This window comes from Azospirillum sp. B506, from assembly GCF_000333595.1.
Taxonomy (GTDB): Bacteria; Pseudomonadota; Alphaproteobacteria; order Azospirillales; family Azospirillaceae; genus Azospirillum.
Map to the genome: position 1 here is coordinate 1 of NZ_BADK01000434.1, position 5,423 is coordinate 5,423.

Annotated in this window: 5 protein-coding genes; 2 read left to right on the plus strand and 3 right to left on the minus strand. The window is 63.6% G+C overall.

What is annotated here, in order from left to right:
• Window positions 1–327: 327 nt before the first annotated feature.
• Together I71_RS13280 and I71_RS13285 are read right to left on the minus strand one after the other, a co-directional pair.
• A complete protein-coding gene (locus tag I71_RS13280) occupies window positions 328–1,359 on the minus strand; it encodes an alpha/beta hydrolase (RefSeq protein ID WP_042695335.1) in 1,032 nt (343 codons plus the stop codon).
• A gap of 2 nt (window positions 1,360–1,361) precedes the next feature.
• Window positions 1,362–1,889, minus strand: coding sequence for a phenolic acid decarboxylase (locus tag I71_RS13285; protein ID WP_042695336.1), 528 nt, complete (start codon window positions 1,887–1,889; stop codon window positions 1,362–1,364).
• Between the two features lie 124 nt (window positions 1,890–2,013).
• Between I71_RS13285 and I71_RS13290 the strand changes: the two genes are divergently transcribed.
• Window positions 2,014–2,904, plus strand: a complete 891-nt coding sequence (locus tag I71_RS13290) for a LysR family transcriptional regulator (RefSeq protein WP_042695337.1) — start codon at window positions 2,014–2,016, stop codon at window positions 2,902–2,904.
• Between the two features lie 174 nt (window positions 2,905–3,078).
• Here I71_RS13290 and I71_RS13295 read toward each other — a convergent pair whose 3' ends face one another.
• The gene (locus tag I71_RS13295) at window positions 3,079–3,561 is read right to left on the minus strand and encodes an Lrp/AsnC family transcriptional regulator (protein WP_042695338.1); all 483 of its coding nucleotides are present in this window, start codon (window positions 3,559–3,561) and stop codon (window positions 3,079–3,081) included.
• 133 nt (window positions 3,562–3,694) lie between these two features.
• Between I71_RS13295 and I71_RS13300 the strand changes: the two genes are divergently transcribed.
• Window positions 3,695–5,423 (plus strand): transketolase (locus I71_RS13300; protein ID WP_199902172.1); only part of this gene is annotated, 1,729 nt, incomplete at its 3' end.

The window sequence follows — 5,423 nt, forward strand, 5'->3', positions numbered from 1 at the left end:
CCTCTGCCTGATTGCGGCGGTGCTGGTGCCGATGATCGGCAGCCGTTCCAAGCCGGCAGCGGCGAAATGATACGATCGGGCGCATGGCCTGACACGTCAGGCATTGCGCTCGCGCGCAATCGGCGAGTGCGGCCTTCCGTCGAGTGTAAGTCAGGACTTACACTCGACGGAGTGACCTGGCTTTGACAGCATGCGGAAAACGGGCCTGGCGGAACAGCCCCTCGCTGCGTTCATCCGAGCCCCGTCTCGTGCCCTCGCCGGCCGCATTCTCCACGACCCGGGAGAATAACGACCGAACGGCCGGGAGCAGCCTTTTCCCGTGTCCTCTTAGAGTTGCGTCTTGCCGTTGATGGGCTGGGCATCTCCTTTGAGCGGCGCCCCGAGCGTCTGGCGGAACCAAGCCGTCACCCGGTCAATCACTGGCGTCTGAAACCAGTGAATGTCTCCGTGCCCGGCACCTTCCAAAAGGTCATATTCGGCCGAGGTGCCGCCCTTGCGCAGTGCCTCGTAAAGCTGTGCGCTCTGGCGCGGCGAGACCAGTGTGTCCGCACTGCCATGCATGATCAGGAAGGGCGGTTTTTGACCAGCAATGTGTCCCATCGGGCTTGCCGCCAGTGCTTCTGCAAGATCGCTCTGAATGGTTGCGCCGGGAAAGTTGCGGAAGGCGGGGCCATGGAGCAGCAACGCCTCTGTGACGGCAGGGGAGGCGTGCACGTCCTGCACCGCTTCAGGGAAACCCTCGCCGATGTTGCGCAGGTCGGAGAGCCCGTAGAGCGTGACCACGGCCTGCACGTCGGAGGACTGGTCTAGGAAGTCTCCCGTGTCGAATTTCTTCTCGCCGTTGGTGGTGCCCAACATTTGCGCGAGATAGCCGCCGGCAGAATCGCCGAGCACGCCGATCCGCGCCGGATCGATGCCGTAGTCTTTGGCATGTGCCCGCAGATAGCGCACCGCGGCCTTGCCATCCTCGACGGGAGCCGGAAATTTGTCGGGCACCACGCGATATTCTGCCGAGGCCACCACGAAGCCAGCCTTCGCCAGCGCCATACGCATCTCGATGAATTTCCCGTAGTCGGCGGAGGTGAAGCCCCCGCCGGGGAAATAGACGATGGCCGGCTTGCGGTCCGCATTGCGCGGCACCAGCAGGTCCAGCCGCAATTGACGCACCGATCGCAGCTGGTTGACCTGCGCGTATATGATGCCATTGAGCGTGTCGAGCTGCCCGCCGGTGACGGGCACCTCGATGACTTTGGCACCCTCGGTATAACCGGGCAGCGGGGTGCTGGTCGCGGCCATGACGGGCTGGCTCAGCAGAGCCATTGCCATTGCTCCCGGCAACAACAGTTCCGACCACGACATGATCAGTTTCCGCCGTTTCTGCGGTTGGCGTAACCTGCCGGCAACTCGGAGGGCGCGCAGGCGATCACCTCCTGATTATCCGGGCCGCAATTTTCCAGGAATGTGATCGGGGCGAATTCGTCGATCACCAGGCGCGGATAGGTCGGACCCGCGTCGCGCAAGGATCGCATCTCGTCGAGATGCTCGTTCTGGAAACAGACCGTTTTCTCGGGCGCCTCGGCGACCCAGCGGGGGAAGAAGATCACCCCATGCACCCGGCGGGCCTCCAGATTGAAGGCAAGGCTGACGGCGGTGCCTGTCGGTTCGTCCCAGGACACCTTGAAGACCTGGGGGGCGAGGCGGACGATATGCGCGATCTGATCGCGCACCCAGCGTCCGCCGACCATGCCGCTATGGATACGGTAGTCTACGGTGCGGTCGTTCTTGACATAGAACTCGTACTGCCAGCCGTTGTCATAGGTGTAGATGAAGTGACGGCCGATGAAATCGGTCAATTCCTCGGGCTTGGTCGATTCGAAGGGGTCGGACATGGGGGACTCTCCCGGTTGGACTCGGGAAGAAAATTCGCATCCAAATATCCGAATAAAAAGCGCTCTTTTCGGCGCATAATAATCGGAATATCGAATAGGATCATATTCCTTAATTGAGGTTCCCATGGATCACCTGCCGCATTCGACCATAGAGCAATGGGGCGTATTGCGGGCTGTCGTCGAGCATGGCGGCTTCGCCCAGGCCGCCACTGCGCTGCACCGCAGCCAGTCCTCGGTGAGCTATGCCGTGGCGCGCCTGCAGGAAACGCTCGGGGTGGCGTTGCTGGTGCCGCAGGGACGGCGGGCGGTGCTCACCGAGGCCGGAGCTGCGCTGCTGGCGGACGCGATGCCGCTGATCGATGAACTCGCCCGGCTGGAGGAGCGTGGGCGTGCCATCGCCGGAGGCGGGAGCGTGCGGCTTCGGGTCTTGGTGGACACGCTGTTCCCCAAACCACGTCTGTTCGATGCGCTGGAGGCATTCGCCTCGCGATATCCGCAGGTCGAGGTCTCCTTGTGCGAGGTGGTGCACCGGACATTGCAGGAGACCCCCGACGAAGAGTACGACCTTGCCGTGCTGCTGGCCGAGCCCGGGGCGCGCTGGACCACGCTGATCGCCGATATGCCGTTGCTGGCCGTGGCGGCGCCGGTACATGCGCTCGCGCAAGCCCAGCACACGCTGACACGCATCATGCTCTCAAGCCATTTGCGGGTGGAGATGCGCGAGGCGGAGGCTGCCATTGTCCCGAACGCCAATTCGCATTGGGAAGAGGGGCGTGTCTGGCGCATGAACTCGGTGGAAACGGCGATCGAGGCGGTACGCCGGGGGCTTTGTTATGGCTGGTTGCCGCATCACATGATCGAGGCGGATCTTGACGCGGGCCGGCTGGTGCGGCTGCAGCTCGCCACGGGCGCTGTGCGGCACATTCCACTCGGTCTGCGCTTCGACAGCGATAGCGCTGGCTTTATTCCCGCCATAGGTGCCTTGGCCGCGCTGCTTGCCGCAAAGGAAAAATGAGCATTCCGGGTTGGTCTTCCGAGATCATCGAACGACTGGAAGGAGAGCTGAAAATCGGGAGCGACCGCGTCTTCCTATGGCAGACGTGGTTGCGACCCTGCAGTCTTTCCTCCGTGAAGGCGTCCAATGGCCGGCCCTTCCGCAGACACAGCCGCCGGCTTGTGAAAGCGCCTTTTATTCTCGCAGATGGTCTAGTGGCAGGGCGGTGCGATAGCGCACCTGCTTCAAGGCGAAGCTGGAGCGTATGCTGGCAACGCCGGGAATGCGGGTCAGGTGCTCCTTCAGGAACCGTTCATAGCTGGCAAGGTCCGGCACCACCACCCGCAGCAGGTAATCGGCATCGCCGGTCATCAGGTAGCATTCCAACACCTCCGGGCGCGCCATTACCGCCGCCTCGAACCCGTCGAGCCGCGCCTCCACCTGCCGTTCCAGACTGACATTGACGAAGATGTTGACCGGCAGGTCGACGGAGGCCGGATCGACCAGAGCAACATAGCGGGCGATCACCCCTGCTTCTTCCAGTGCCTTGACCCGGCGCAGGCAGGGAGAGGGCGACAGGCCGACCCGTTCGGCCAATTCGTTGTTGGGCAGCCGACCGTCCTGCTGCAAGGCGGCCAGGATCTTGCGGTCGATGCGATCGAGAGGTTGTTTTGGCATTGAATGCCGTTTCTGCTGCTTAGCTGGCATCGGATGCTAAAGCGGAACCGCGATCGGCGCCACTTCGCAAGCAACTGCCGTGTGGCGAATGATAGGCTGTACCAATCATAAACCTCCGTTCGGGAGCCAACCGATGACCGCGATCCAGCCATCCTCCGCCGATCTCGCCTGTCTGGCAGAGCTGGAGCGCAAGGTACTCTGGCTCGCCTCCTGGACCATCCACAACGCCAATCATGTCCGCCCCAATCTGGACGGGCTGAAGATCGGTGGGCATCAGGCTTCCAGCGCCTCGATGTCGACCATCCTGACGGCGCTCTATTTCTCGGCCCTGCGACCTGAGGACCGGGTGGCGGTGAAGCCCCATGCCAGCCCGATCTTCCATGCCATCCAGTATCTGCTGGGCAACCAGACGCGGGAGAAGCTGGAGAGTTTCCGTGGCTACAAGGGCGCCCAATCCTACCCATCCCGCACCAAGGACGTGGACGACGTCGATTTCTCCACCGGTTCGGTCGGTCTGGGGGTGGCGCAGACCCTCTTCGCCTCGCTGGTCCAGGATTACCTGAAGGCCAAGGGCTGGGCCGCCGGCCTGCCGGAAGGCCGCATGGTCTCGCTGGTCGGCGATGCCGAGATGGACGAGGGCAACATCTTTGAAGCCTTGCAGGAAGGCTGGAAGCATGGCGTGCGCAACAGCTGGTGGATCGTCGACTACAACCGCCAGAGCCTGGACGCGGTGATCCGCGAAGGGCTGTGGGAGCGGCTGGAGAACATCTTCCGCGCCTTCGGTTGGGACGTGGTGATCCTGAAATACGGCACCCTGATGCAGGAGGCGTTCAAGGAACCCGGCGGCGAGCGGCTGCGCCACTGGATCGACACCTGTCCGAACCAGCTTTATTCGGCCCTGACCTACCAGGGCGGAGCGGCATGGCGCCGCCGCCTGATGGACGATCTGGGCGACCAGGGCGACGTCACCCGGCTGATCGAGCGCCGCAGCGACGAGGAACTGGCCCGGTTGATGGGCAATCTCGGCGGCCATGACCTGCCCTCGCTGCTGGAGGCATTCGCCCAGGCCCGCACCCATGACCGGCCGGTCTGCTTCATCGCCTACACGGTCAAGGGCTTCGGCCTGCCGCTGGCCGGCCACAAGGACAACCATTCCGGCCTGCTGACGCGGGAGCAGATGGACGGCTTCCGCGCCGCCAACAAGGTCCGCCCCGGCCATGAGTGGGACCGGTTCGAGGGGCTTTCCTTGGCGGACTCCGCCTTGGAGGACTTCCTGCGCCGGGTTCCCTTCGCGCAAAAGGGTCGCCGCCGCTACGAGGCGCCGGCGGTGACCGTGCCGGCCGCGCTGGCTGTGCCGACGCAGAAGACCCTGTCGACCCAGGCCGCTTTCGGCCTGATCCTGAACGAGATCGGTCGGGAGCGTACGCCGCTGGCAGAACGCATCGTCACCACGGCACCCGACGTCACCGTCTCCACCAACCTGGGCGCCTGGGTGAACCGCCGTGGCCTGTTCGCCAAGAGTGAACTCGCCGACCTCTTCAAGAAGGAACGCATCCCCTCCACCTACAGTTGGGAATTCTCGCCCAAGGGACAGCATCTGGAATTGGGCATCGCGGAATCCAACCTGTTCATCCTGCTGTCGGCCCTGGGCCTGTCGCATAGCCTGTTCGGGGAGCGGCTGCTGCCGATCGGCACTGTTTACGACCCCTTCATCATGCGCGGTGCCGACCAGCTGAACTATGCCTGCTACCAGGATGCCCGCTTCATGCTGGTGGCGACACCATCCGGAATCTCGCTGGCGCCGGAGGGGGGAGCGCACCAGTCGATCGCCACCCCGTTGTCGGCATGGCCCAGGATGGGTG

What these genes read in the sequence shown, in the direction of transcription:
- I71_RS13280 (WP_042695335.1), bottom strand. Translation starts at nt 1,359, where the DNA reads ATGTCGTGGTCGGAACTGTTGTTGCCGGGAGCAATGGCAATGGCTCTG.
- I71_RS13285 (WP_042695336.1), bottom strand. Translation starts at nt 1,889, where the DNA reads ATGTCCGACCCCTTCGAATCGACCAAGCCCGAGGAATTGACCGATTTC.
- I71_RS13290 (WP_042695337.1), top strand. Translation starts at nt 2,014, where the DNA reads ATGGATCACCTGCCGCATTCGACCATAGAGCAATGGGGCGTATTGCGG.
- I71_RS13295 (WP_042695338.1), bottom strand. Translation starts at nt 3,561, where the DNA reads ATGCCAAAACAACCTCTCGATCGCATCGACCGCAAGATCCTGGCCGCC.